23 protein-coding genes and 4 tRNA genes are annotated in these 24,147 nt (G+C 55.4%); all 27 read left to right on the plus strand.

The window, feature by feature from the left end; genetic code table 11:
* Positions 1–163 precede the first annotated feature (163 nt).
* The 27 genes from birA to rplV all read left to right on the plus strand — a co-directional run bounded on the left by birA (position 164) and on the right by rplV (position 24,137).
* Positions 164–1,117, plus strand: a complete 954-nt coding sequence (gene birA / locus HU743_RS21715) for a bifunctional biotin--[acetyl-CoA-carboxylase] ligase/biotin operon repressor BirA (RefSeq protein ID WP_186651178.1) — start codon at positions 164–166, stop codon at positions 1,115–1,117.
* Positions 1,107–1,859, plus strand: a complete 753-nt coding sequence (locus tag HU743_RS21720; protein WP_186651179.1) for a pantothenate kinase — start codon at positions 1,107–1,109, stop codon at positions 1,857–1,859. The genes birA and HU743_RS21720 overlap by 11 nt, the downstream gene beginning before the upstream one ends.
* A 9-nt stretch (positions 1,860–1,868) precedes the next feature.
* Positions 1,869–2,300 carry a hypothetical protein gene (locus tag HU743_RS21725; protein ID WP_186651181.1) on the plus strand — a complete coding sequence of 144 codons (432 nt, stop codon included), beginning with the start codon at positions 1,869–1,871 and terminating at the stop codon, positions 2,298–2,300.
* Between the two features lie 142 nt (positions 2,301–2,442).
* Positions 2,443–2,527 (plus strand) — tRNA-Tyr (locus HU743_RS21730).
* A gap of 25 nt (positions 2,528–2,552) precedes the next feature.
* A tRNA-Gly gene (locus HU743_RS21735) sits at positions 2,553–2,626 on the plus strand.
* Positions 2,627–2,652: 26 nt separating this feature from the next.
* Positions 2,653–2,728: transfer RNA gene (locus tag HU743_RS21740), tRNA-Thr, on the plus strand.
* 85 nt (positions 2,729–2,813) lie between these two features.
* Complete coding sequence (gene tuf / locus HU743_RS21745) at positions 2,814–4,007, plus strand: elongation factor Tu (RefSeq protein ID WP_003176426.1); 1,194 nt, start codon at positions 2,814–2,816, stop codon at positions 4,005–4,007.
* Positions 4,008–4,060: 53 nt separating this feature from the next.
* Positions 4,061–4,136: transfer RNA gene (locus HU743_RS21750), tRNA-Trp, on the plus strand.
* 45 nt (positions 4,137–4,181) lie between these two features.
* Entirely contained in the window at positions 4,182–4,550 is a 369-nt protein-coding gene (secE, locus tag HU743_RS21755; RefSeq protein WP_016772937.1) for a preprotein translocase subunit SecE, read from the plus strand.
* 9 nt (positions 4,551–4,559) lie between these two features.
* A complete protein-coding gene (nusG, locus tag HU743_RS21760) occupies positions 4,560–5,093 on the plus strand; it encodes a transcription termination/antitermination protein NusG (RefSeq protein ID WP_007916492.1) in 534 nt (177 codons plus the stop codon).
* Positions 5,094–5,211: 118 nt separating this feature from the next.
* A complete protein-coding gene (gene rplK, locus HU743_RS21765) occupies positions 5,212–5,643 on the plus strand; it encodes a 50S ribosomal protein L11 (RefSeq protein WP_042561349.1) in 432 nt (143 codons plus the stop codon).
* Positions 5,643–6,338, plus strand: a complete 696-nt coding sequence (gene rplA, locus HU743_RS21770) for a 50S ribosomal protein L1 (RefSeq protein WP_003228754.1) — start codon at positions 5,643–5,645, stop codon at positions 6,336–6,338. The genes rplK and rplA overlap by 1 nt, the downstream gene beginning before the upstream one ends.
* 198 nt (positions 6,339–6,536) lie before the next feature.
* The gene (gene rplJ, locus HU743_RS21775; protein ID WP_008081912.1) at positions 6,537–7,037 is read left to right on the plus strand and encodes a 50S ribosomal protein L10; all 501 of its coding nucleotides are present in this window, start codon (positions 6,537–6,539) and stop codon (positions 7,035–7,037) included.
* Between the two features lie 73 nt (positions 7,038–7,110).
* On the plus strand, positions 7,111–7,476 hold the full coding sequence (gene rplL / locus HU743_RS21780; RefSeq protein ID WP_003228750.1) for a 50S ribosomal protein L7/L12: 366 nt from the start codon (positions 7,111–7,113) through the stop codon (positions 7,474–7,476).
* 221 nt (positions 7,477–7,697) lie between these two features.
* Positions 7,698–11,771 carry a DNA-directed RNA polymerase subunit beta gene (rpoB, locus tag HU743_RS21785; protein WP_186546710.1) on the plus strand — a complete coding sequence of 1,358 codons (4,074 nt, stop codon included), beginning with the start codon at positions 7,698–7,700 and terminating at the stop codon, positions 11,769–11,771.
* A gap of 64 nt (positions 11,772–11,835) precedes the next feature.
* A complete protein-coding gene (gene rpoC / locus HU743_RS21790) occupies positions 11,836–16,035 on the plus strand; it encodes a DNA-directed RNA polymerase subunit beta' (protein WP_186546711.1) in 4,200 nt (1,399 codons plus the stop codon).
* 216 nt (positions 16,036–16,251) lie between these two features.
* Complete coding sequence (gene rpsL / locus HU743_RS21795) at positions 16,252–16,623, plus strand: 30S ribosomal protein S12 (protein WP_003186084.1); 372 nt, start codon at positions 16,252–16,254, stop codon at positions 16,621–16,623.
* Between the two features lie 107 nt (positions 16,624–16,730).
* Entirely contained in the window at positions 16,731–17,204 is a 474-nt protein-coding gene (rpsG, locus tag HU743_RS21800) for a 30S ribosomal protein S7 (RefSeq protein ID WP_016772941.1), read from the plus strand.
* Between the two features lie 30 nt (positions 17,205–17,234).
* Entirely contained in the window at positions 17,235–19,340 is a 2,106-nt protein-coding gene (gene fusA, locus HU743_RS21805) for an elongation factor G (protein WP_186546712.1), read from the plus strand.
* Between the two features lie 31 nt (positions 19,341–19,371).
* Positions 19,372–20,565, plus strand: coding sequence for an elongation factor Tu (tuf, locus tag HU743_RS21810; RefSeq protein ID WP_003176426.1), 1,194 nt, complete (start codon positions 19,372–19,374; stop codon positions 20,563–20,565).
* A 158-nt stretch (positions 20,566–20,723) separates the two neighbouring features.
* Complete coding sequence (gene rpsJ / locus HU743_RS21815; RefSeq protein ID WP_003186070.1) at positions 20,724–21,035, plus strand: 30S ribosomal protein S10; 312 nt, start codon at positions 20,724–20,726, stop codon at positions 21,033–21,035.
* A gap of 80 nt (positions 21,036–21,115) precedes the next feature.
* Positions 21,116–21,751: a 50S ribosomal protein L3 gene (gene rplC / locus HU743_RS21820; protein WP_003228738.1), complete on the plus strand. Its 636-nt coding sequence runs from the start codon at positions 21,116–21,118 to the stop codon at positions 21,749–21,751.
* A gap of 12 nt (positions 21,752–21,763) precedes the next feature.
* Positions 21,764–22,366 (plus strand): 50S ribosomal protein L4, encoded by a 603-nt coding sequence (rplD, locus tag HU743_RS21825; protein ID WP_003228735.1) that lies wholly within the window; start codon positions 21,764–21,766, stop codon positions 22,364–22,366.
* Positions 22,363–22,662 (plus strand): 50S ribosomal protein L23, encoded by a 300-nt coding sequence (gene rplW, locus HU743_RS21830; protein WP_002555488.1) that lies wholly within the window; start codon positions 22,363–22,365, stop codon positions 22,660–22,662. The genes rplD and rplW overlap by 4 nt, the downstream gene beginning before the upstream one ends.
* Before the next feature lie 14 nt (positions 22,663–22,676).
* Positions 22,677–23,501: a 50S ribosomal protein L2 gene (gene rplB / locus HU743_RS21835; protein WP_003228734.1), complete on the plus strand. Its 825-nt coding sequence runs from the start codon at positions 22,677–22,679 to the stop codon at positions 23,499–23,501.
* A gap of 16 nt (positions 23,502–23,517) precedes the next feature.
* On the plus strand, positions 23,518–23,793 hold the full coding sequence (gene rpsS / locus HU743_RS21840) for a 30S ribosomal protein S19 (protein WP_003228731.1): 276 nt from the start codon (positions 23,518–23,520) through the stop codon (positions 23,791–23,793).
* Positions 23,794–23,804: 11 nt separating this feature from the next.
* The gene (gene rplV / locus HU743_RS21845; protein WP_003103908.1) at positions 23,805–24,137 is read left to right on the plus strand and encodes a 50S ribosomal protein L22; all 333 of its coding nucleotides are present in this window, start codon (positions 23,805–23,807) and stop codon (positions 24,135–24,137) included.
* Positions 24,138–24,147 lie beyond the last annotated feature (10 nt).

The raw sequence follows: 24,147 nt of genomic DNA on the forward strand, positions 1-24,147 counted from the left end.
TTCCCCATGTGAGAGTAGGTCATCGTCAAGATTAAATTCCGAAACCCCAATTGCGAAAGCAGTTGGGGTTTTGTTTTGCCTGCGAGAAATGTGTCTGCTTGATTTCTATGCAACGGCCCGGGGCATGGCTATCATTCGGGCCTCATTGTGAGGCGAAACCTGCATGTTGACGTTGTTGAACCTCTTGAAGGATGGTCGATTCCATTCCGGACAGGATCTGGGGGCTGCCCTGGGAATAAGTCGAAGTGCTGTATGGAAGCAACTGCAGCATCTTGAGGCTGAGCTTGGTCTGTCAATCCACAAAGTTCGCGGGCGGGGATATCAGTTGTCTGCGCCATTGATGTTGCTTGATCCTGTGGAAATAGCCAGAAAGTCGCCTCAATGGCCTGTGACTGTCTTCGATTCTGTCGATTCGACAAATGCCGAAGCTTTGCGCTCCATTGCACAGGGCGCTTCCGCGCCCTTTTTGGTGCTGGCTGAACGGCAGACCGCCGGGCGTGGCCGTCGAGGGCGGAAATGGGTAAGCCCGTTTGCCGAGAACCTCTACTACAGCCTGGCTCTGCGTATCGACGGCGGTATGCGTCAGCTCGAAGGGCTGAGTCTTGTCGTAGGCCTTGCTGTTATGCAGGCCTTGCGAAATTCGGGCGTGTCGAATGCCGGGCTGAAGTGGCCCAACGATGTTTTGGTTGGCAGCAAGAAGATCGCTGGCATTCTGCTCGAGCTTGTTGGGGACCCGGCGGATGTCTGTCATGTTGTGTTGGGAATAGGGATCAACGTGAATATGCAAGTTGCGGAAGGGGTCGATCAGCAATGGACTTCTATTAGGCTTGAGTCAGGTAAGGCCTGTGACCGCAATGCTCTGGTGGTTGAGCTGAGTAATCAGCTCAGCACTTATATTCACAAGCACCAAGCCAATGGTTTCGCTAGTCTCCAGGCCGAATGGGCGGAAAGTCATCTCTGGCAAGGGCGCTCGGTTTCGTTGATTGCGGGTAACAGCCATATAGATGGCGTTGTGCTCGGAGTTGATAATCAGGGTGGGCTGCGCCTGAGGGTGGACGGTATTGAGAAGGTCTTTAGTGGCGGAGAGCTCAGCCTGAGGTTGCGTGATGATTCTTGAGCTTGACTGCGGCAATAGCTTTATAAAGTGGCGCGTGCTGGATGCGTTGGTCGGAGCTGTAGTTTCGGAAGGGGTTGTAGACTCCAATCAGGCACTGATTGAAAGCCTGCGAATGATTGCGTCGCTGTCGCTGCGCAAATGTCGTTTAGTCAGTGTCAGGACGAGCGAAGAAACCGGCGCATTGATCGAGCTTATTGAGCGAGAGTTCAGTATTCCTATCGTATCGGCGAAGCCTGCCCGTGAGATGTCTGGCGTGCGCAATGGTTATGAAGACTATGAGCGGCTTGGGCTTGATCGCTGGCTCGCGATGCTTGGTGGCTTTCATCTGGCTGGCGGTCGTCCCTGTCTTGTTCTGGATTTCGGCACTGCGGTCACTGCTGATTTCGTTGCAGCTGACGGTGAGCATCTCGGAGGGTTTATTTGTCCTGGTATGCCGTTGATGCGGAATCAGCTGCGCACACACACCCGCAAAATTCGCTACGGAGATGAGGCGGCAGAGCGGGCGCTTTCCAGTCATGTCCCGGGGCGGACTACCGTTGAAGCGGTAGAGCGTGGTTGCTCTTTGATGTTGAGGGGCTTCGTCCTGACCCAGTTGGAGCTGGCACGCGTTTATTGGGGGGAAGGTTTTACTGTCTTCATTACGGGCGGGGATGCCGAGTTGGTTGCGGGGGTCTCGCCTGAGGCCAGGGTTATACCTGACCTGGTCTTTGTCGGCTTGGCTATGGCGTGTCCATTGTCCTGAGGTTTATATATGCGTTGGTTGTTTCTGCTGCTTGTTGTTCTCAACGTTTTTTACTATGTCTGGCATCAGCAAGAAGCACCTCTGCGAGCCAAAGATGTAACGCCTTTGAGTCTGTATCGCGGTTCACAGCAGGACATTCGTCTGTTGAGTGAGGCTGCCGGCAATGGGCGCATCAGGGAGGGCGCAGCGCGTCAGCAGTGCCTGTTCCTTGGTGGCTTTTCTGATGAGGATTCGATTGCCAGGTTGCAGCAGCGTCTGTCGACCATGAAGGTTAATGCGCAGTCCGCCCCGAAGGATGCTGCCGGGAGCGGTTTCTGGCTGACAGTTACACCGGACGGGCAGCGCTTGTTGGGTGATCAGCAGCTGCAAAACCTTTCCAAGGAATTCAATGAGTTAAAACATAAAATAATGCTGTGCGAAGGGGTTGCACCTGCTGAATAGTTTGCATAGAATGGCGCCCGCTCCACAGCGAACACCTTAACCGGATTTCAAAGTGAAGTGTGTCAACGCAGCTAAGCTCAGGTTTTTAAATGAGAAAATGCTTGACAGAGGCTTGGCATGATATAGAATGCCGACCTGATTAGGAGGGGTTCCCGAGCGGCCAAAGGGATCAGACTGTAAATCTGACGTCTACGACTTCGAAGGTTCGAATCCTTCTCCCTCCACCAGATTTAAGCGTGAGCTGCAGGCTCCGCGGGTATAGTTTAGTGGTAGAACCTCAGCCTTCCAAGCTGATGATGCGGGTTCGATTCCCGCTACCCGCTCCAAGTTCGCAGGTCGTGCAAAGGGTTTTGCTCTTGTAGCTCAGTTGGTAGAGCACACCCTTGGTAAGGGTGAGGTCAGCGGTTCAAATCCGCTCAAGAGCTCCATATAACAAGGCAGATATGAAAATATCTGCCTTTGTTTTAATGGTTGATATTGTTTGTCTAATTCTTCTGTTTGAGGGTGATATCGATGGCTAAGGAAAAATTTGATCGTTCCCTGCCCCACGTCAACGTAGGGACCATTGGTCACGTTGACCACGGTAAAACCACTCTGACTGCTGCTCTGACTCGCGTTTGCTCCGAAGTGTTCGGTTCGGCAATCGTTGACTTCGACAAGATCGACAGCGCGCCAGAAGAAAAAGCTCGTGGTATCACCATCAACACCGCGCACGTTGAATACAACTCGCTGATCCGTCACTACGCTCACGTTGACTGCCCAGGTCACGCTGACTATGTGAAGAACATGATCACCGGTGCTGCCCAGATGGACGGCGCAATCCTGGTTTGCTCGGCCGCTGATGGTCCGATGCCACAAACCCGTGAGCACATCCTGCTGTCCCGTCAGGTAGGCGTTCCGTACATCGTGGTTTACTTGAACAAGGCTGACCTGGTAGACGACGCTGAGCTGCTGGAACTGGTTGAGATGGAAGTGCGCGATCTGCTGAGCACTTACGACTTCCCGGGTGACGACACTCCGATCATCATCGGTTCTGCTCGTATGGCTCTGGAAGGCAAAGACGATAACGAAATGGGCACCACGTCCGTTCGTAAGCTGGTTGAGACTCTGGACAGCTACATCCCGGATCCAGTCCGTGTTATCGACAAGCCGTTCCTGATGCCAATCGAAGACGTATTCTCGATCTCCGGTCGCGGTACTGTTGTAACCGGTCGTATCGAGCGCGGTATCGTCAAGGTTCAGGATCCACTGGAAATCGTTGGTCTGCGTGACACCACCGTCACCACCTGCACCGGTGTTGAAATGTTCCGTAAGCTGCTCGACGAAGGTCGTGCTGGCGAGAACTGCGGCGTTCTGCTGCGTGGTACCAAGCGTGACGACGTTGAGCGTGGCCAGGTTCTGGTCAAGCCGGGTTCGGTCAAGCCGCACACCAAGTTCGAAGCTGAAGTGTACGTACTGAGCAAAGAAGAAGGCGGTCGTCACACTCCGTTCTTCAAAGGCTACCGTCCACAGTTCTACTTCCGTACTACTGACGTGACTGGTAACTGCGAGCTGCCGGAAGGCGTTGAGATGGTAATGCCGGGCGACAACATCAAAATGGTTGTTACCCTGATCAAAACCATCGCGATGGAAGACGGTCTGCGTTTCGCTATCCGTGAAGGCGGTCGTACCGTCGGCGCTGGTGTCGTAGCCAAAATCATCGAATAAGCGGTTGTAATGTATTTTTCGGGCCGGCATAATGGTCGGCCTGATTTTGTTTTAGGTCAGTAGCTCAATTGGCAGAGCGACGGTCTCCAAAACCGTAGGTTGGGGGTTCGATTCCCTCCTGACCTGCCAGATTCACTTGGTGTGTCTGGCTTTCTTTTCACAGGATCTTCATAGATGACTCCTAAAGCTGAAGCTCAAGGCTCTCGCTTCGATCTGCTCAAGTGGCTTGTAGTAGTCGCTTTGGTAGTTGTTGGCGTTGTTGGCAATCAGTATTACGCTGCTTCGCCGATCCTGTACCGTGTACTTGCGTTGCTTGCCATTGCCGCTGTAGCTGCCTTTGTAGGCCTGCAGACTGCGAAGGGCAAGTCTTTCTTTGTACTGGTTAAGGAAGCTCGCACCGAGATTCGTAAAGTCGTGTGGCCAACTCGCCAAGAAACCACGCAGACCACGCTGATTGTCGTGGCTGTTGTTCTGGTTATGGCGTTGCTGTTGTGGGGTCTTGATTCCCTGCTCGGCTGGCTTGTTTCCTTGATTGTCGGCTAAGGGTGTCCCGTGGCTAAGCGTTGGTATGTTGTGCATGCTTACTCGGGTTACGAGAAGCATGTGATGCGCTCGCTTGTCGAGCGCGTAAAGCTGGCTGGCATGGAAGATGGCTTCGGCGAGATTCTGGTTCCCACTGAAGAAGTGGTGGAAATGCGCAATGGCCAGAAGCGCAAAAGCGAGCGCAAGTTCTTCCCTGGCTATGTGCTGGTCCAGATGGATATGAACGAGGGTACCTGGCACTTGGTCAAGGATACCCCTCGCGTGATGGGTTTCATCGGCGGTACCGCTGACAAGCCTGCACCGATCACGGATAAAGAGGCAGAAGCAATTCTGCGTCGCGTTGCTGACGGTAGCGACAAGCCTAAGCCGAAGACATTGTTCGAGCCGGGCGAGACGGTACGTGTCAATGATGGTCCGTTCGCCGATTTCAACGGCGTTGTAGAAGAAGTTAACTACGAAAAGAGCCGGATCCAAGTGGCTGTGCTCATTTTCGGTCGCTCTACTCCGGTGGAGCTCGAGTTCAGTCAGGTCGAGAAGGTCTAACTGGGCAAGCAATCCCAACCCCGCAGCCTTAGGCTGTGGGGTTTTGTCGTCACTGGGATAAACGCGCAAGTAACCGGGGAGCCTTTCGAGGCGCTAGAACCCGTAATTGGAGTGCCTCATGGCCAAGAAGATTACCGCTTACATCAAGCTGCAAGTGAAGGCCGCTCAGGCTAACCCAAGCCCACCTGTTGGTCCTGCCCTGGGTCAGCACGGCGTGAACATCATGGAATTCTGCAAGGCTTTCAACGCCCGTACTCAGGGTATTGAAGCAGGCCTGCCGACTCCAGTGATCATCACTGTCTACAGCGACCGTAGCTTCACTTTCGAAACCAAATCCACCCCTGCTTCGGTACTGCTGAAGAAGGCGGCCGGTCTGACCAGCGGTTCCGCTCGTCCGAACACCGTTAAGGTTGGCACCGTTACCCGTGCTCAGCTGGAAGAAATCGCGAAAACCAAAAACGCGGATCTGACTGCAGCTGATATGGATGCAGCCGTGCGTACTATCGCCGGTTCTGCTCGTAGCATGGGCCTTAACGTGGAGGGTGTGTAATGGCTAAGCTGACCAAGCGTCAAAAGGCTATCGCCGGCAAAATCGAAGCAGGCAAGGCCTACAACATTGTAGACGCCGCTGCGCTGCTGGCCGAGCTGTCGACTGTCAAGTTCAGCGAGTCGTTCGACGTTGCTGTAAACCTGGGTGTAGACCCGCGTAAATCCGACCAGGTCGTTCGTAGCGCTACCGTGCTGCCTCACGGCACTGGCAAGACCGTTCGCGTTGCTGTGTTCACCCAGGGTCCGGCTGCCGAGGCCGCTCTGGCTGCCGGCGCTGACCGTGTAGGTATGGACGACCTGGCTGCCGAAATGAAAGGCGGCGACCTGAACTATGACGTAGTGATCGCATCCCCGGATGCCATGCGTGTTGTAGGTCAGTTGGGTCAGATCCTCGGTCCACGTGGCCTGATGCCTAACCCGAAGGTCGGCACCGTGACTCCTGACGTGGCTACCGCCGTCAAGAATGCCAAGGCTGGTCAGGTTCGTTATCGCACCGACAAGAACGGCATCATTCACACTTCCGTTGGCAAGATCGGCTTCGACGCCGTCAAGCTGAAGGAAAACGTTGAAGCCCTGATCGCTGATCTGAAGCGTATCAAGCCAGCTTCCTCGAAAGGTATCTACGTCAAGCGCGTTACCCTGAGCACCACTATGGGTCCAGGTCTGGTCATCGACCAAAGCTCGCTCGACGCGTAAGACTAAAGTTGGCGCGGATTGCCGCGCCAATTGAAAGATTGGGGTCCCTGCCTGGCGGGGGCTATCCAAGACCGTAGGCGGCGCAAGCCTTAAACCTCAAGCCTACGCAGATGGTGCTCCCGGTTCCTTACCGAATCAGACACCAAAACGACATTCGGTTTCGATCGAATGAAACGGTAACAAGCAGGAGTTAAACCCGTGGCAATTAATCTCGAAGACAAGAAGGCCATCGTCGCTGAAGTCAACGAGGCTGCCAAAGTCGCTCTGTCCGCTGTCGTGGTTGATGCACGTGGCGTAACAGTAGGCGCAATGACCGGACTCCGTAAAGAGGCTCGTGAAGCTGGCGTTTACGTACGTGTTGTACGTAACACCCTGCTCAAGCGCGCTGTTGCTGACACTCAATACAGTGTCCTCAACGACGTGTTCACCGGCCCGACCCTGATTGCATTCTCGAACGAACATCCGGGCGCTGCTGCCCGTATCTTCAAAGAGTTTGCCAAGGGTCAGGACAAGTTCGAGATCAAGGCAGCTGCGTTCGAGGGCAAGTTCCTCGCAGCTAATCAGATCGACGTACTGGCAACTCTGCCGACCCGTGACGAAGCAATTTCTCAGCTGATGAGCGTGATTCAAGGCGCTACCAGCAAATTGGCTCGTACTCTGGCGGCAATTCGCGACCAGAAAGAAGCTGCCGCAGCCTAAGGCTCGTCACTTCTCGCGTTTTTTGTTTATTTCGATGGTCGCGTAGGCCGTCCCCCAATTCAGGAATTGAGTCATGTCTCTGACTAACGAACAAATCATCGAAGCAATCGGCCAGAAATCCGTAGTGGAAATCGTTGAGCTGATCAAAGCGATGGAAGAAACCTTCGGTGTTACCGCTGCTGCCGCTTCGGCTGGTCCAGCTGCTGCTGCCGCTGTTGTTGAAGAGCAAACCGAGTTCAACGTTGTTCTGCTGGAAGCTGGCGAGAAGAAGGTTAACGTGATCAAGGCAGTTCGTGAACTGACCGGTCTGGGCCTGAAAGAAGCCAAAGAGAAAGTAGACGGCGCTCCTCAGGTTGTAGCTGAAGGCGTTTCGAAAGAAGCGGCTGAAGACGCCAAGAAGAAGCTGGAAGAAGCAGGCGCTAAAGTCGAGCTGAAGTAAGCATCGACTTTGCTCCTCCAGCCCGAGCGTCAAGCGACAGGCTGATGGCTGGTGGCTCTTGCCACCGGCCTTTTTCCGTTATTGGCAGCCGACTGGGTCGGTGCTGATAAAGGCGCTGTAACCACCCGATGCGGTGGCGCAAACCATGGGGTTTGCACGATTTTCTGGCTGCTCCCGTCGGGAGGGGCCAAACAAGCAGGTGACCAAGCTGGGGAACGCTGATGGCTTACTCATATACTGAGAAAAAACGTATCCGCAAGGACTTTAGCAAGTTGCCGGACGTCATGGATGTGCCTTACCTCCTGGCCATCCAGCTGGATTCGTATCGTGAATTCTTGCAAGCGGGAGCGACTAAAGATCAGTTCCGCGACGTGGGCCTGCATGCGGCCTTCAAATCCGTTTTCCCGATCATCAGCTACTCCGGCAATGCTGCGCTGGAGTACGTCGGTTATCGCCTGGGCGAACCGGCATTTGATGTCAAAGAATGCGTATTGCGCGGTGTAACTTTCGCCGTACCTTTGCGGGTAAAAGTGCGCCTGATCATTTTCGACAAAGAATCGTCGAACAAAGCGATCAAGGACATCAAAGAGCAAGAAGTCTACATGGGTGAAATTCCCCTGATGACTGAAAACGGTACCTTCGTAATCAACGGTACCGAGCGTGTTATCGTTTCCCAGCTGCACCGTTCCCCGGGCGTGTTCTTCGACCACGACCGCGGCAAGACGCACAGCTCCGGCAAACTGCTGTACTCGGCTCGCATCATTCCTTACCGCGGTTCGTGGCTGGACTTCGAATTCGACCCGAAAGACTGCGTCTTCGTACGTATCGACCGCCGTCGCAAGCTGCCGGCCTCGGTACTGCTGCGTGCACTCGGTTACACCACCGAAGAAGTGCTGGACGCGTTCTACACCACCAACGTATTCCACCTGAGCGGCGAAACCCTCAGCCTGGAACTGATTGCATCGCGTCTGCGTGGTGAAATTGCCGTTCTGGACATCCAGGATGAAAAAGGCAAGGTCATCGTTGAGCAGGGCCGCCGTATTACCGCGCGCCACATCAACCAGATCGAAAAAGCCGGTATCAAGACGCTGGACGTGCCGCTGGACTACGTCCTGGGCCGCACTACCGCCAAGGCTATCGTGCACCCGGCCACCGGTGAAATCCTGGCTGAATGTAACACCGAGCTGAACACTGAAGTCCTGGCCAAAATCGCCAAGGCCCAGGTCGTTCGCATCGAGACCCTGTACACCAACGACATCGACTGCGGTCCGTTCGTCTCCGACACGCTGAAGATCGACTCCACCAGCAACCAGTTGGAAGCGCTGGTCGAGATCTATCGCATGATGCGTCCAGGCGAGCCGCCAACCAAAGACGCTGCCGAAACCCTGTTCAACAACCTGTTCTTCAGCCCTGAGCGCTATGACCTGTCTGCGGTCGGCCGGATGAAGTTCAACCGTCGTATCGGTCGTACCGAGATCGAAGGTTCGGGCGTGCTGTGCAAGGAAGACATCGTCGCGGTACTGAAGACCCTGGTCGACATCCGTAACGGTAAAGGCATCGTCGATGACATCGACCACCTGGGTAACCGTCGTGTTCGCTGCGTAGGCGAAATGGCCGAGAACCAGTTCCGCGTTGGCCTGGTACGTGTTGAGCGTGCGGTCAAAGAGCGTCTGTCGATGGCCGAAAGCGAAGGCCTGATGCCGCAAGACCTGATCAACGCCAAGCCAGTGGCTGCGGCGGTGAAAGAGTTCTTCGGTTCCAGCCAGCTGTCGCAGTTCATGGACCAGAACAACCCGCTGTCCGAGATCACCCACAAGCGTCGTGTCTCCGCACTCGGCCCTGGCGGTCTGACTCGTGAGCGCGCAGGCTTCGAAGTCCGTGACGTACACCCGACTCACTACGGTCGTGTCTGCCCGATTGAAACGCCGGAAGGTCCGAACATCGGTCTGATCAACTCCCTGGCTGCATACGCTCGCACCAACCAGTACGGCTTCCTGGAAAGCCCGTACCGCGTGGTGAAAGAGGGTGTGGTCACCGACGAGATCGTGTTCCTGTCCGCTATTGAAGAAGCCGATCACGTGATCGCGCAGGCTTCGGCGACCATGAACGAGCAGAAAGTCCTGATCGACGAGCTGGTCGCCGTACGTCACCTGAACGAATTCACCGTCAAGGCGCCGGAAGACGTCACCTTGATGGACGTATCGCCGAAGCAGGTTGTGTCGGTTGCTGCGTCGCTGATTCCGTTCCTCGAGCACGACGACGCCAACCGTGCGTTGATGGGTTCGAACATGCAGCGTCAAGCTGTACCAACCCTGCGCGCTGACAAGCCGCTGGTAGGTACCGGCATGGAGCGTAACGTAGCTCGTGACTCCGGCGTTTGCGTCGTGGCTCGTCGTGGTGGCGTGATCGATTCTGTCGACGCCAGCCGTATCGTGGTTCGTGTTGCCGATGACGAAGTTGAAACCGGTGAAGCCGGTGTCGACATCTACAACCTGACCAAATACACCCGCTCGAACCAGAACACCTGCATCAACCAGCGTCCGCTGGTGCGTAAAGGTGATCGCGTTCAGCGTAGCGACATCATGGCCGACGGCCCGTCCACCGACATGGGTGAACTGGCGCTGGGTCAGAACATGCGCATTGCGTTCATGGCATGGAACGGCTTCAACTTCGAAGACTCCATCTGCCTGTCCGAGCGTGTGGTTCAGGAAGACCGTTTCACCACGATCCACATTCAGGAACTGACCTGCGTGGCGCGTGACACCAAGCTTGGCCCAGAGGAAATCACTGCGGACATCCCGAACGTGGGTGAAGCTGCACTGAACAAGCTGGACGAAGCCGGTATCGTTTACGTAGGTGCTGAAGTAGGCGCAGGCGACATCCTGGTCGGCAAGGTCACTCCGAAAGGCGAGACCCAGCTGACTCCGGAAGAAAAACTGCTGCGTGCAATCTTCGGTGAAAAAGCCAGCGACGTTAAAGACACCTCCCTGCGTGTGCCAACCGGCACCAAAGGTACTGTCATCGACGTACAGGTCTTCACCCGTGACGGCGTTGAGCGTGATGCTCGTGCACTGTCGATCGAGAAGTCCCAGCTGGACGAGATCCGCAAGGATCTGAACGAAGAGTTCCGCATCGTTGAAGGCGCGACTTTCGAACGTCTGCGTTCCGCTCTGGTAGGCCACAAGGCTGAAGGCGGCGCCGGTCTTAAGAAAGGTCAGGACATCACCGACGAAGTGCTCGACGGTCTTGAGCATGGCCAGTGGTTCAAACTGCGCATGGCTGAAGATGCTCTGAACGAGCAGCTCGAGAAGGCTCAGGCCTACATCGTTGATCGTCGCCGTCTGCTGGACGACAAGTTCGAAGACAAGAAGCGCAAACTGCAGCAGGGCGATGACCTGGCTCCAGGCGTGCTGAAGATCGTCAAGGTTTACCTGGCAATCCGTCGTCGCATCCAGCCAGGCGACAAGATGGCCGGTCGTCACGGTAACAAGGGTGTGGTCTCCGTGATCATGCCGGTTGAAGACATGCCGCACGATGCCAATGGCACCCCGGTCGACGTAGTCCTCAACCCGCTGGGCGTACCTTCGCGTATGAACGTTGGTCAGATCCTTGAAACCCACTTGGGCCTCGCGGCCAAGGGTCTGGGCGAGAAGATCAACCGGATGGTCGAAGAGCAGCGTAAAGTCGCTGAACTGCGTACCTTCCTGGACGAGATCTACAACCAGATCGGCGGGCGTAACGAAGATCTGGACAGCTTCTCCGATCAGGAAATCCTCGATCTGGCGAACAACCTGCGTGGCGGCGTTCCTATGGCCACCCCAGTGTTCGACGGCGCCAAGGAAAGCGAAATCAAGGCCATGCTGAAACTGGCAGACCTGCCGGAAAGCGGCCAGATGCAGCTGACTGACGGCCGTACCGGCAACAAGTTCGAGCGTCCGGTTACCGTTGGCTACATGTACATGCTGAAGCTGAACCACTTGGTAGACGACAAGATGCACGCGCGTTCTACCGGTTCTTACAGCCTGGTTACCCAGCAGCCGCTGGGTGGTAAGGCGCAGTTCGGTGGTCAGCGTTTCGGGGAGATGGAGGTCTGGGCACTGGAAGCATACGGTGCTGCTTACACTCTGCAAGAAATGCTCACAGTGAAGTCGGACGATGTGAACGGCCGTACCAAGATGTACAAGAACATCGTGGATGGCGATCACCGTATGGAGCCGGGCATGCCCGAGTCTTTCAACGTGTTGATCAAGGAAATTCGTTCCCTCGGCATCGATATCGATCTGGAAACCGAATAACACGTGACGCGAATCGAGAGCGGGGCAGGATTGCCCGCTCTCTGCTCCGCCAGGAGGAAAGGCCTTGAAAGACCTACTGAATTTGCTGAAAAACCAGGGTCAAGTCGAAGAGTTCGACGCCATCCGTATCGGATTGGCCTCGCCGGAGATGATCCGCTCGTGGTCGTTCGGTGAAGTTAAAAAACCGGAAACCATCAACTACCGTACGTTCAAACCTGAGCGTGACGGCCTGTTCTGCGCCAAGATCTTTGGCCCGGTAAAGGATTACGAGTGCCTGTGCGGTAAGTACAAGCGCTTGAAGCACCGTGGTGTGATCTGCGAGAAGTGCGGCGTTGAAGTTGCACTGGCCAAGGTTCGTCGTGAGCGCATGGCGCACATCGAACTGGCTTCGCCGGTTGCCCACATCTGGTTCCTGAAATCGCTGCCGTCGCGTATCGGCCTGCTGATGGACATGACCCTGCGTGATATCGAGCGCGTTCTCTACTTCGAGAGCTATGTCGTTATCGATCCAGGCATGACCACCCTTGAAAAAGGTCAGCTGCTGAACGACGAGCAGTACTTCGAAGCGCTGGAAGAGTTCGGTGACGATTTCGATGCCCGCATGGGTGCCGAAGCTGTCCGTGAACTGCTGCACGCTATCGACCTGGAACACGAGATTGGCCGTCTGCGCGAAGAGATTCCGCAAACCAACTCGGAAACCAAGATCAAGAAGCTGTCCAAGCGTCTGAAGTTGATGGAAGCCTTCCAGGGTTCCGGCAACCTGCCAGAGTGGATGGTGCTGACCGTTCTGCCGGTTCTGCCGCCAGATCTGCGTCCACTGGTCCCGCTGGATGGCGGTCGTTTCGCGACTTCCGACCTCAACGATCTGTATCGTCGAGTGATCAACCGTAACAACCGCTTGAAGCGTCTGCTCGATCTGTCCGCTCCGGACATCATCGTGCGCAACGAAAAGCGTATGTTGCAGGAAGCGGTCGATGCACTGCTCGACAACGGTCGTCGTGGCCGCGCTATCACCGGTTCCAACAAGCGTCCTCTGAAATCCCTGGCTGACATGATCAAGGGTAAGCAGGGTCGTTTCCGTCAGAACTTGCTCGGTAAGCGTGTTGACTACTCCGGTCGTTCGGTAATTACCGTAGGTCCGACCCTGCGTCTGCACCAGTGCGGTCTGCCGAAGAAGATGGCTCTGGAGCTGTTCAAGCCGTTCATTTTCGGCAAGCTGGAAATGCGCGGTCTGGCGACCACCATCAAAGCGGCCAAGAAAATGGTCGAGCGCGAGCTGCCAGAGGTTTGGGACGTTCTCGCTGAAGTGATTCGCGAACACCCGGTCCTGCTCAACCGTGCACCGACCCTTCACCGTCTGGGTATCCAGGCGTTTGAACCGGTACTGATCGAAGGTAAGGCTATTCAGCTGCACCCGCTGGTCTGCGCCGCGTACAACGCCGACTTCGACGGCGACCAAATGGCCGTGCACGTACCGCTGACACTGGAAGCCCAGTTGGAAGCGCGTGCGTTGATGATGTCGACCAACAACATTCTGTCGCCAGCCAACGGTGAGCCAATCATCGTTCCGTCGCAGGACGTTGTATTGGGTCTGTACTACATGACCCGTGAAGCGATCAACGCCAAAGGCGAAGGTCGCGTGTTTGCGGATCTGCAGGAAGTCGACCGTGTATTCCGTGCCGGCGAAGCCGCACTGCATGCCAAGGTCAAGGTTCGTATCAACGAAACCGTCAACGACCGTGACGGCAACAGCGTGAGCGGTACCCGTATCGTCGACACTACTGTCGGCCGTGCGCTGCTGTTCCAGGTTGTGCCAAAAGGTCTGTCGTACGACGTCGTCAACCTGCCGATGAAGAAGAAGGCGATCTCCAAGCTGATCAACCAGTGCTACCGCGTGGTTGGTCTGAAAGAGACCGTGATCTTCGCTGACCAGTTGATGTACACCGGTTTCGCTTACTCGACTATCTCGGGTGTTTCCATCGGTGTTAACGACTTCGTTATCCCGGATGAAAAAGCCCGCATCATCGGTGCAGCCACCGACGAAGTGAAAGAGATCGAGAGCCAGTACGCCTCCGGCCTGGTAACCCAGGGCGAGAAGTACAACAAAGTGATCGACCTTTGGTCGAAAGCGAACGATGAAGTTTCCAAGGCGATGATGGCTAACCTCTCGAAAGAGAAAGTCATCGACCGTCATGGCGACGAAGTCGACCAGGAGTCTTTCAACTCGATGTACATGATGGCCGACTCGGGTGCGCGGGGTTCCGCTGCACAGATTCGTCAGCTGGCCGGTATGCGTGGTCTGATGGCCAAGCCGGACGGTTCCATCATTGAAACGCCGATTACTGCGAACTTCCGTGAAGGTCTGAGCGTACTCCAGTACTTCATCTCGACTCACGGTGCTCGTAAGGGTCTGGCGGATACCGCGTTGAAAACCGCTAACTCCGGTTACCTGACTCGTCGTCTGGTAGACGTGGCGCAGGATCTGGTGGTAACCGAGATCGATTGCGGCACCGAACACGGTCTGCTCATGACTCCGCACATTGAAGGCGGTGACGTTGTAGAACCGTTGGGTGAGCGCGTATTGGGTCGTGTTATTGCCCGTGACGTGTTCAAGCCGGGTACCGAGGACGTTATCGTTCCTGCCGGCACTCTGGTTGACGAGAAGTGGGTCGAATTCATCGAGCTGAACAGCATCGACGAAGTGATCGTGCGTTCGCCGATCAGTTGCGAAACCCGCTACGGCATCTGCGCCAAGTGCTACGGTCGCGATCTGGCTCGTGGTCACCAGGTGAACATTGGTGAAGCGGTCGGCGTTATCGCCGCCCAGTCCATCGGTGAGCCGGGTACCCAGCTGACCATGCGTACGTTCCACATCGGTGGTGCGGCAAGCCGTACTTCCGCTGCCGACAGCGTTCAGGTGAAGAATGGCGGTACCGTCCGTCTGCACAACCTGAAGCACGTTGAGCGAGTGGATGGTCACCTGGTTGCTGTGTCCCGTTCCGGTGAGCTGGCGATTGCTGACGACTTCGGTCGTGAGCGCGAGCGTTACAAGCTGCCGTACGGTGCTGTGATTTCGGTTAAAGAAGGTGACAAGGTCGACGCTGGCGCAATCGTGGCCAAGTGGGATCCGCACACTCACCCGATCGTTACCGAAATGAAAGGTACCGTTACCTACGTGGGCATGGAAGAAGGGATCACGATCAAGCGTCAGACTGACGAATTGACCGGTATGACCAACATTGAAGTTCTCGACGCGAAAGATCGTCCAGCAGCGGGCAAAGAAATTCGTCCAGCAGTGAAGATGGTCGACGACAACGGCAAGGATCTGTTGCTGCCAGGCACTGACGTTATCGCTCAGTACTTCCTGCCAGCCAACGCCCTGGTCGGTGTAGCGGACGGTGCGAAGATTGCGATCGGTGACGTTATCGCTCGTATTCCGCAGGAAACTTCGAAGACTCGTGACATCACCGGTGGTCTGCCGCGTGTTGCCGACCTGTTCGAAGCTCGTCGTCCGAAAGAAGCGTCGATTCTGGCTGAAGTCAGCGGCACCATCGCGTTCGGTAAAGAGACCAAAGGCAAGCGCCGTCTGGTCATTACCCCGAACGACGGTAGCGATCCGTACGAAGAGCTGATTCCGAAGTGGCGTCACCTGAACGTCTTCGAAGGCGAACAGGTAAACCGCGGCGAAGTTATCTCCGACGGTCCAAGCGATCCGCACGACATCCTGCGTCTGCTGGGTGTGAGCGCGCTGGCCAAGTACATCGTCAACGAGATCCAGGACGTTTATCGTCTGCAAGGCGTGAAGATCAACGACAAGCACATCGAGACCATCCTGCGTCAGATGCTGCGCAAAGTTGAGATCGCTGAATCTGGCGATTCCAGTTTCATCAAGGGCGACCAGATGGAGCTGACTCACGTACTGGTAGAAAACGAGCGTCTGGGTGCGGAAGACAAGTTTGTCTCCAAGTACACTCGCGTTCTGTTGGGTATCACCAAGGCGTCGTTGTCCACCGAATCGTTCATCTCGGCGGCTTCCTTCCAGGAAACCACCCGCGTACTGACCGAAGCGGCAGTCACCGGCAAGCGCGATTACCTGCGCGGCCTGAAAGAAAACGTAGTCGTGGGTCGTCTGATCCCGGCCGGTACCGGTCTTGCCTATCACAGCGAGCGCAAGCGTCGTCGTGAAGCAGACAAGCCGTTGCGCGTAAGCGCCAGTGAAGTGGAAGCTGCACTGACCGAAGCGCTGAACTCGAGCGGTAACTGAGTTCTGCGATAAATGAGCGTAAGGCCCTGGTCGCTCCGTTCATCGAATCGAGACATTTAGTCGAGGTTTGATGGGCGGGGAGGTCGGGGCCTTGCCTTGACTGGGGCCAAGATCCTCTTTAGACTCTTGATCCCCTAAATTTGGCGGGAATTCGTTCCTGCCATTTTGCTTTTCTTGCAAGACAATAGCGTCGCAAGACAACAGTGGAGCTAGTAGATGGCAACTATCAACCAGCTGGTACGTCAGCCGCGTAAGCGTATCGTCGAGAAATCCGACGTACCTGCGCTGCAGAACTGCCCGCAACGTCGTGGCGTGTGCACCCGTGTGTACACCACCACGCCGAAAAAACCTAACTCGGCACTGCGTAAAGTATGCCGTGTGCGTCTGACCAACGGTTTCGAGGTTTCCTCGTACATCGGCGGTGAAGGCCACAACCTGCAAGAGCACAGCGTGGTACTGATCCGCGGCGGTCGTGTAAAAGACTTGCCAGGTGTTCGTTACCACACCGTTCGCGGCTCCTTGGATACTTCCGGCGTTAAAGGTCGTAACCAGGGTCGTTCGAAGTACGGTACCAAGCGTCCGAAGTAATCGGTCGTTTTGCAGATTTTTATTTTATTGAGTCGATAAGAGTAAGGTCGGGCACGCATCCTCTGGATCTGTCCCGAGCTAACCTGAAGACCGCTTGAGGGCTTATCATGCCAAGACGTCGCGTAGCAGCAAAGCGTGAGATTCTGGACGATCCGAAATACGGAAGCCAGATCCTCGCCAAATTCATGAACCACGTTATGGAAAGCGGCAAGAAAGCCGTTGCCGAGCGTATCGTTTATGGTGCCCTGGAAACCGTTGCGGCCCGTAAGGCTGGCACCGATCCCCTGGAACTCTTCGAAAAAGCACTCGACGCCATCGCTCCGCTGGTCGAAGTGAAGTCGCGCCGCGTTGGTGGTGCTACTTACCAGGTTCCGGTCGAGGTTCGTCCTTCCCGTCGTAACGCTCTGGCAATGCGCTGGTTGGTAGACTTCGCACGCAAGCGTGGCGAGAAGTCTATGGCTCTGCGTTTGGCTGGCGAACTGCTGGATGCTGCTGAAGGTAAAGGTGCTGCTGTTAAGAAGCGTGAAGACGTGCACCGTATGGCCGAAGCTAACAAAGCTTTCTCGCACTACCGCTTCTAATTTTAGCTTCACTAATTTTGCGAGGGCTTTATGGCTCGTACTACTCCGATTAGCCGCTACCGTAACATCGGTATCGTCGCTCACGTGGATGCTGGTAAAACCACCACCACCGAGCGCGTACTGTTTTACACCGGCAAAAGTCACAAAATGGGCGAGGTGCATGACGGCGCCGCGACCACAGACTGGATGGTTCAGGAGCAGGAGCGTGGTATTACCATTACTTCTGCTGCCATTACCGCCTTCTGGAAAGGTTCCGAGAAGCAGTACTCTCACGAGCACCGTTTCAACGTAATCGATACCCCGGGCCACGTAGACTTCACCATTGAAGTAGAGCGCTCCCTGCGCGTACTCGACGGCGCTGTCGTTGTGTTCTGCGGTACTTCGGGTGTTGAGCCGCAGTCGGAAACCGTATGGCGTCAAGCCAACAAGTACGGTGTTCCACGTCTTGTTTACGTAAACAAGATGGACCGTGCTGGCGCCAACTTCCTGCGCGTGATCGGTCAGATCAAACAGCGTCTGGGTCACACCCCGGTGCCGATCCAGCTGGCCATCGGTTCGGAAGACAACTTTCAGGGTCAGATCGATCTGATCAACATGCAAGCTGTCTACTGGAACGACTCTGACAAAGGTATGGTCCCTGTTCGCAAGGACATCCCTGCCGAGCTGCAAGAGCTGGCTGAAGAGTGGCGCAACAACATGGTTGAAGCTGCCGCCGAAGCCAACGAAGAGCTGATGAACAAGTACCTGGAAGGCGAAGAGCTGTCGATCGAAGAGATCAAGGCTGCTTTGCGTCAGCGTACCATCGCCGGCGAAATCGTTCTGGCCGTTTGCGGTTCTTCGTTCAAGAACAAGGGCGTTCCCCTGGTTCTCGACGCCGTTATCGACTACCTGCCTGCTCCGACCGACATTCCTGCTATCAAGGGTACCAACCCTGATAACGAGGAAGAAGAGATGGAGCGTCATGCAGACGACAGCGAGCCTTTCGCGGCTCTGGCGTTCAAGATCGCTACTGACCCATTCGTGGGTACTCTGACTTTCGTCCGCGTTTACTCGGGCGTGTTGAACTCCGGCGACGGCGTGATCAACTCGGTCAAAGGCAAGAAAGAGCGCGTGGGTCGTATGGTGCAAATGCACGCAAACGCCCGTGAAGAGATCAAGGAAGTACGCGCTGGCGACATCGCGGCCCTGATCGGCATGAAGGACGTCACCACTGGTGAAACCCTCTGCAACGCTGACAAGCCAATCATCCTGGTTCGCATGGACTTCCCGGAGCCGGTTATTTCGGTTGCCGTAGAGCCTAAGACCAAGGATGACCAGGAAAAAATGGGTATCGCTCTGGGCAAACTTGCTCAGGAAGACCCGTCTTTCCGCGTTAAAACTGATGAAGAGACTGGTCAGACGATCATCTCCGGCATGGGCGAGTTGCACCTGGACATCCTGGTTGACCGGATGCGCCGTGAGTTCAACGTCGAAGCCAACATCGGCAAGCCTCAGGTTTCGTATCGTGAGCGCATCACGAAGAGCTGTGAAATCGAAGGCAAGTTCGTTCGTCAGTCCGGTGGTCGCGGCCAGTTTGGTCACTGCTGGATCCGTTTTGCTCCTGCTGACGAAGGTCAGGAAGGTCTGCAGTTCGTGAACGAAGTAGTAGGTGGTGTGGTTCCTAAGGAATACATCCCGGCTATCCAGAAGGGTATCGAAGAGCAGATGAAGAACGGCGTTGTTGCCGGCTATCCGCTGATCGGCCTGAAGGCTACCGTGTTCGATGGTTCTTACCACGACGTCGACTCCAACGAGATGGCGTTTAAAGTGGCTGCTTCCATGGCGACCAAGCAACTGGCCCAGAAGGGTGGTGGTGAGTTGCTCGAGCCGATCATGGCGGTAGAGGTTGTTACGCCTGAAGACTATATGGGTGATGTGATGGGCGACCTTAACCGTCGTCGCGGCATGATCCAGGGTATGGAAGACACAGTGTCCGGCAAGGTTATCCGTGCCGAGGTTCCACTGGGTGAGATGTTCGGTTATGCGACCGACGTTCGTTCCATGTCCCAGGGTCGCGCAAGCTACTCTATGGAATTCAAAAAATACGATACGGCTCCGTCGCACATCGTCGAATCCGTAACCAAAAAACAAGGCTGATTCAGCCCCTTTAGGCTAGGAGTTAATTGTCGTGGCTAAAGAAAAATTTGATCGTTCCCTACCGCACGTCAACGTTGGCACCATTGGTCACGTTGACCACGGTAAAACCACTCTGACTGCTGCTCTGACTCGCGTTTGCTCCGAAGTATTCGGTTCGGCAATCGTTGACTTCGACAAGATCGACAGCGCGCCAGAAGAAAAAGCTCGTGGTATCACCATCAACACCGCGCACGTTGAATACAACTCGCTGATCCGTCACTACGCTCACGTTGACTGCCCAGGTCACGCTGACTATGTGAAGAACATGATCACCGGTGCTGCCCAGATGGACGGCGCAATCCTGGTTTGCTCGGCCGCTGATGGTCCGATGCCACAAACCCGTGAGCACATCCTGCTGTCCCGTCAGGTAGGCGTTCCGTACATCGTGGTTTACTTGAACAAGGCTGACCTGGTAGACGACGCTGAGCTGCTGGAACTGGTTGAGATGGAAGTGCGCGATCTGCTGAGCACTTACGACTTCCCGGGTGACGACACTCCGATCATCATCGGTTCTGCTCGTATGGCTCTGGAAGGCAAAGACGATAACGAAATGGGCACCACGTCCGTTCGTAAGCTGGTTGAGACTCTGGACAGCTACATCCCGGATCCAGTCCGTGTTATCGACAAGCCGTTCCTGATGCCAATCGAAGACGTATTCTCGATCTCCGGTCGCGGTACTGTTGTAACCGGTCGTATCGAGCGCGGTATCGTCAAGGTTCAGGATCCACTGGAAATCGTTGGTCTGCGTGACACCACCGTCACCACCTGCACCGGTGTTGAAATGTTCCGTAAGCTGCTCGACGAAGGTCGTGCTGGCGAGAACTGCGGCGTTCTGCTGCGTGGTACCAAGCGTGACGACGTTGAGCGTGGCCAGGTTCTGGTCAAGCCGGGTTCGGTCAAGCCGCACACCAAGTTCGAAGCTGAAGTGTACGTACTGAGCAAAGAAGAAGGCGGTCGTCACACTCCGTTCTTCAAAGGCTACCGTCCACAGTTCTACTTCCGTACTACTGACGTGACTGGTAACTGCGAATTGCCGGAAGGCGTTGAGATGGTAATGCCGGGCGACAACATCAAAATGGTTGTTACCCTGATCAAAACCATCGCAATGGAAGACGGCCTGCGTTTCGCTATTCGCGAAGGCGGCCGTACCGTTGGTGCTGGCGTTGTAGCTAAAATCATCGAGTAATTATCTCTTCTGAGATAGCTCCATGTTTTGAGAGGGCCCCCGCTTAGCGGGGGCCTTTTTTATTGGGTTGACACCTATCAGGGGCGTCTATAGAATTGCGCCTCCTTTTAACGGGCGTATTGCGCTCGGTGGGAATAGCAGCCGGAGTCTGAAATCCAATGCAAAATCAGCAAATCCGTATCAGGTTGAAGGCTTTTGACCATCGCCTGATCGACCAATCAACCCAGGAAATCGTGGAAACCGCGAAACGTACTGGTGCTCAAGTGCGTGGTCCAATTCCACTGCCTACCCGTAAAGAGCGGTTCACCGTTCTGGTTTCCCCGCACGTCAACAAAGACGCGCGCGACCAGTACGAGATCCGCACTCATAAGCGTGTACTGGACATCGTCCAGCCAACGGATAAAACCGTTGATGCGCTGATGAAGCTTGATCTTGCGGCCGGTGTGGAAGTGCAGATCAGCCTCGGCTAAGACTCGGTCTTGGTCGTGTAACGCTCTGAAATGGGCGGCCATAGCGGGTGAAAGCCCCGTACACTCATGAGGTTTACAACATGACTATTGGTGTAGTCGGTCGTAAATGCGGTATGACCCGTATTTTCACCGAAGAAGGTGTCTCCATTCCGGTCACGGTCATTGAGATCGAGCCGAATCGCGTCACCCAGTTCAAAACTGAAGAGACCGATGGCTATCGTGCAGTGCAAGTCACTGTAGGCGAGCGTCGTGCTTCGCGTGTAACAGCAGCTCAGGCTGGCCACTTCGCTAAAGCGAACGTTGCCGCTGGTCGCACTACCATGGAGTTCCGTCTTGAAGAAGGCGAGTACCAGGCTGGCGATCTGATCAACGCTGAAATTTTTGCCGCTGGTCAACTGGTTGATGTAACCGGTCAGTCCAAGGGTAAAGGCTTCCAGGGTACGATCAAGCGTTGGAATTTCCGCGGGCAAGATAACACCCACGGTAACTCCGTATCCCACCGCGTCCCAGGCTCTATCGGCCAGTGCCAGACTCCTGGTCGTGTATTCAAGGGCAAAAAAATGTCCGGTCATATGGGCGCTGAGCGCGTGACCGTGCAGTCCCTGGAAGTAGTGCGCGTGGACGCTGAACGCAATCTGTTGTTGGTCAAGGGTGCTGTTCCTGGCGCTACTGGCGGCAACCTGGTTGTACGTCCGGCAGCCAAGGCTCGCGGTTAAGGGGAAGCTGACATGCAATTAAATGTAAATGACGCTCAAGCGATCGAAGTTTCCGAACTGACATTTGGCGGCGAATTCAACGAGACGCTGGTTCACCAAGCAGTCGTGGCCTACATGGCCGGCGGCCGTCAGGGTAGCAAGCAGCAGAAGACCCGTTCCGACGTTCGTGGTGGCGGCAAGCGCCCATGGCGTCAGAAAGGTACTGGCCGTGCTCGTGCCGGTACTATCCGTAGCCCAATCTGGCGTGGCGGCGGTACCACTTTCGCAGCTCGTCCACAGGATCACTCCCAGAAGCTGAACAAGAAGATGTATCGCGCAGCAATGCGTTCCATCCTTGCTGAGCTGGTGCGTACTGATCGTCTGGTCGTGGTTCAGGATTTCGCTGTTGAAACTCCGAAAACCAAAGATCTGCTGGGCAAACTGAACAACATGAGCCTGACCGACGTTCTGATCGTGTCGGACGCTGTTGATCAGAACCTGTACCTGGCTGCTCGCAACCTGCCGCACGTAGATGTACGTGATGTGCAAGGTTCCGATCCAGTTAGTCTGATCGCATACGACAAGGTGTTGATCACCGTGTCGGCCGTGAAGAAATTCGAGGAGCTGCTGGGATGAACCAGGAACGCGTATTTAAAGTTCTGCTTGGCCCGCACGTTTCCGAGAAGGCTACGGTTCTGGCAGACAAGAAAGGCCAGTTCGTTTTCAAGGTTGCTACTGACGCAACCAAGCTGGAAATCAAGAAGGCCGTCGAAAGCCTGTTCAGCGTGAAAGTTGAGCGTGTTACTACCCTGAACGTTCTGGGTAAGAGCAAGCGCACAGCTCGCGGTCTGGGCAAGCGCAATGACTGGAAGAAGGCAGTTATCTCCCTTCAGCCAGGCCAAGATCTCGATTTCAGCAGCAGTGCTGAGTAAGGAAGGGGTGCATCATGGCAATCGTTAAATGCAAACCGACTTCCCCTGGCCGCCGTTTTGTGGTCAAGGTGGTCAACCAGGAGCTGCATAAAGGCGCTCCTCACGCACCGCTGCTCGAGAAAAAATCGAAGACTGGTGGTCGTAACAACAATGGCCGTATTACCACGCGTCACATCGGTGGTGGTCATAAGCAGCATTATCGTATGGTCGATTTCCGTCGCAACGACAAAGATGGCATCGTCGCCACTGTCGAGCGTATCGAATACGATCCAAACCGTACTGCTCACATCGCACTGCTTTGCTACGCAGACGGCGAGCGCCGCTACATCATCGCCCCTAAAGGCGTGAGTGCTGGCGACCAGCTGATCGCGGGCGCTCTGGCTCCAATCAAGCCAGGCAACGCTCTGCAACTGCGCAACATTCCAGTCGGTTCTACCGTACACGGCATCGAATTGAAGCCAGGTAAAGGTGCACAGATCGCTCGTTCCGCTGGTGCTTCGGCTCAGTTGATCGCTCGTGAAGGTGTCTACGTGACCCTGCGCCTGCGTTCCGGTGAAATGCGTAAAGTCCTGGCTGAATGCCGTGCGACCCTGGGCGAAGTCTCGAACTCCGAGCACAGCCTGCGTTCGCTGGGTAAAGCCGGTGCCAAGCGCTGGCGTGGCGTTCGCCCAACCGTTCGTGGTGTTGCCATGAACCCGGTTGACCACCCACATGGTGGTGGTGAAGGTCGTACCTCTGGTGGTCGTCATCCGGTATCGCCATGGGGCTTCCCGACTAAGGGCGCGAAGACTCGTGGTAATAAGCGTACCGACAAAATGATCGTCCGTCGTCGCAAGTAAATAGAGGGATACGACAGTGCCACGTTCTCTGAAAAAAGGTCCTTTTATTGATCTTCACCTACTGAAGAAGATCGAAGTGGCGGCGGAAAAGAACGATCGCAAACCAATTAAGACTTGGTCGCGTCGTTCGATGATCCTGCCACAAATGGTCGGTCTGACCATCGCAGTACACAACGGTCGTCAACACGTCCCAGTTCTCGTTAACGAAGACATGGTCGGCCACAAACTGGGCGAGTTCGCCGGTACCCGCACTTATCGCGGGCACGTGGCTGACAAGAAAGCCAAGCGTTAAGGGGTTAGGAAATGGAAGTAGCCGCTAAGTTGTCGGGCGCTCGAATCTCCGCCCAGAAAGCCCGCTTGGTCGCCGACCAGATCCGCGGGAAGAAGGTGGGCGAAGCGCTCAACCTGTTGGCTTTCAGCAGTAAGAAAGCCGCCGAGATCATGAAGAAAGTGCTGGAGTCGGCCGTAGCCAACGCCGAGCATAACGAAGGCGCAGACGTTGATGACCTGAAAGTCAGCACCGTTTTCGTCAACGAAGGGCGTTCGCTGAAGCGCATCATGCCACGTGCCAAAGGCCGTGCTGATCGCATCGTCAAGCGGTCTTGCCATATCACTGTCAAGGTTGCTGACAAGTAACGGAGTCGAA

This window comes from Pseudomonas sp. SWRI99, assembly GCF_014270125.1.
GTDB classification, from domain to species: domain Bacteria; phylum Pseudomonadota; class Gammaproteobacteria; order Pseudomonadales; family Pseudomonadaceae; genus Aquipseudomonas; species Aquipseudomonas hamedanensis.

Bases quoted from the DNA above. Each gene is read 5' to 3' on its own strand.
- birA (WP_186651178.1), top strand. From the start codon at position 164: ATGTTGACGTTGTTGAACCTCTTGAAGGATGGTCGATTCCATTCCGGA.
- HU743_RS21720 (WP_186651179.1), top strand. From the start codon at position 1,107: ATGATTCTTGAGCTTGACTGCGGCAATAGCTTTATAAAGTGGCGCGTG.
- HU743_RS21725 (WP_186651181.1), top strand. From the start codon at position 1,869: ATGCGTTGGTTGTTTCTGCTGCTTGTTGTTCTCAACGTTTTTTACTAT.
- tuf (WP_003176426.1), top strand. From the start codon at position 2,814: ATGGCTAAGGAAAAATTTGATCGTTCCCTGCCCCACGTCAACGTAGGG.
- secE (WP_016772937.1), top strand. From the start codon at position 4,182: ATGACTCCTAAAGCTGAAGCTCAAGGCTCTCGCTTCGATCTGCTCAAG.
- rplK (WP_042561349.1), top strand. From the start codon at position 5,212: ATGGCCAAGAAGATTACCGCTTACATCAAGCTGCAAGTGAAGGCCGCT.
- rplA (WP_003228754.1), top strand. From the start codon at position 5,643: ATGGCTAAGCTGACCAAGCGTCAAAAGGCTATCGCCGGCAAAATCGAA.
- rplL (WP_003228750.1), top strand. From the start codon at position 7,111: ATGTCTCTGACTAACGAACAAATCATCGAAGCAATCGGCCAGAAATCC.
- rpoB (WP_186546710.1), top strand. From the start codon at position 7,698: ATGGCTTACTCATATACTGAGAAAAAACGTATCCGCAAGGACTTTAGC.
- rpsL (WP_003186084.1), top strand. From the start codon at position 16,252: ATGGCAACTATCAACCAGCTGGTACGTCAGCCGCGTAAGCGTATCGTC.
- rpsG (WP_016772941.1), top strand. From the start codon at position 16,731: ATGCCAAGACGTCGCGTAGCAGCAAAGCGTGAGATTCTGGACGATCCG.
- fusA (WP_186546712.1), top strand. From the start codon at position 17,235: ATGGCTCGTACTACTCCGATTAGCCGCTACCGTAACATCGGTATCGTC.
- rpsJ (WP_003186070.1), top strand. From the start codon at position 20,724: ATGCAAAATCAGCAAATCCGTATCAGGTTGAAGGCTTTTGACCATCGC.
- rplC (WP_003228738.1), top strand. From the start codon at position 21,116: ATGACTATTGGTGTAGTCGGTCGTAAATGCGGTATGACCCGTATTTTC.
- rplD (WP_003228735.1), top strand. From the start codon at position 21,764: ATGCAATTAAATGTAAATGACGCTCAAGCGATCGAAGTTTCCGAACTG.
- rplW (WP_002555488.1), top strand. From the start codon at position 22,363: ATGAACCAGGAACGCGTATTTAAAGTTCTGCTTGGCCCGCACGTTTCC.
- rplB (WP_003228734.1), top strand. From the start codon at position 22,677: ATGGCAATCGTTAAATGCAAACCGACTTCCCCTGGCCGCCGTTTTGTG.
- rplV (WP_003103908.1), top strand. From the start codon at position 23,805: ATGGAAGTAGCCGCTAAGTTGTCGGGCGCTCGAATCTCCGCCCAGAAA.